The 1,576-nt window shown below is 31.8% G+C and carries 2 protein-coding genes; both read left to right on the top strand.

Translation table 11 applies throughout. The features are described 5' to 3' along the window. On the top strand, positions 1 to 181 hold a 181-nt coding region (locus ACOYLT_RS11950), incomplete at its 5' end, for a hypothetical protein (RefSeq protein WP_422854060.1). An 888-nt stretch (positions 182 to 1,069) separates the two neighbouring features. Further along, the gene (locus tag ACOYLT_RS11945) at positions 1,070 to 1,402 is read left to right on the top strand and encodes a DUF3289 family protein (protein WP_422854061.1); all 333 of its coding nucleotides are present in this window, start codon (positions 1,070 to 1,072) and stop codon (positions 1,400 to 1,402) included. The last annotated feature ends 174 nt before the right edge of the window (positions 1,403 to 1,576 follow it).

The following is a 1,576-nucleotide window of genomic DNA, read 5'->3' as shown; positions in this document are numbered from 1 at the left end:
CATTGATAGAAATGAAAAGCGTATGAATGCCGCCCCAACAAAATATTGTGGAGGGCTAGATGAATATCTACTATATAATATTTCTTGGATCTTAGGAAATAAAGATATTAGTATTAGTAAATTTAAAAATGGTGTTTTTCTTAATCCAGATTCGTCTTTTAGAATGCAGGATATCAAATAGTAGTTGAAGAAGTCCTTTTAACGGCTTTGGGCTGTGCAGTTGTTATACTCGTTGAAATGCTTTTTGCGCACGCTTTTGATGATCATATTTCTGATTGGAGTGAGGCTCTTTCTTAAGTAAATTGGTGGCAGGTTTCTCTTAGATAAATATCACAAGTTTACTGGAGTGTTGATGGCAAATGATATAGAAACGACAGTTATAAAATTACAAGAGTATAAATTCGACGCCAATGGGAATTGAGAGGCCTATGTGATTTTTTAAATTACAGATTACTTTGGACTAGACAAAGCAGATGTTTTAAAATTTCAAGGAAAAGAGCGTGGTTTTGTTACTTGGTGGACACTTCTGTTTAGAAGAAATTACAAACCCTTTTTAACCAAAAATTATTACTGCTTTTTTTTCTCGTCAGTTGTAATTATTTATTTGCCGCCAGGATAAATAGAGGCAAGAAAAAAAAGAAAAACACATTCTACTTAACATAAGAATAACTATAACCACAATAACTTCATTATAAAATTATTGTGTTTATAGTTACATCCAAATTCCTCCGCTTATTTAATGATTTCCCAGTTTTTATGAAACTGAGAAACACTTTCTTGTTTTTGAAATAATTCAAAAATTTTCCCTTCTCCGCATTAGTCTCCTTAAAGATAGTGAAGGGTCTATGCGGTTCGGAGGAATAATCTACACAATTTGCAGAATATTATTTTACAGGGAAAAAGGTATCTGTGATGTTGTTACATAAATTGAATTAGCCGATATTGACTTGTGTATATGATGCAGCAATGAATTTAATTAACTGATGTTGATTTGTACTCCGAAGCGCATAGTCTCCTCCTTCGTCGAAAGACTATGCGATGAAGGAAATTAAGGGCTGTTGGTGGGAAAATTGATTTAGTTAAAAATTTTGATATAACAGAGATTCGTCCAAAATTTAATACCCCCTACGATAAGTATCATGGATTAATGATTTTAATAAATGATACCGAAACAGGCGAAATACTTGGCGATAATTTTACAATTGATGCGCAAGGTAATTGGAGCATCGATTTAAGTATAACCATTACCGATCATTTTGGAATAGACGATGAAGATGTAATAAAGTTTAGAGATGAAAATCCCGGGTTTCCGTCATGGTGGATTCTTCAGAAACGGAGAGATTATGTTCCTTTTAAAACTGTTATTAAAATAAAAAAGCATATATGGGGCAATATGTATTAAACTTTAACTTATTTTGACTGTTTCTTTGTGATATCCCTATATTAAACTTAGTAGGCTAATTTCAACCAGGTAAATTAATTTTATGAAAATTTTGAAGGTTTTAATTATTTCAATTACTGTTTTTTCTTGTAGCCCTTGGCCATCAAATGATGACTATGTAAATACATTTAGTAA

Origin of the sequence: Flavobacterium sp. (assembly GCF_049318185.1) — a bacterium.
Taxonomy (GTDB): Bacteria; Bacteroidota; Bacteroidia; order Flavobacteriales; family Flavobacteriaceae; genus Flavobacterium.
Note: the sequence above shows the minus strand (reverse complement) of the source record. Positions and strands in the feature narration are given on the sequence as shown.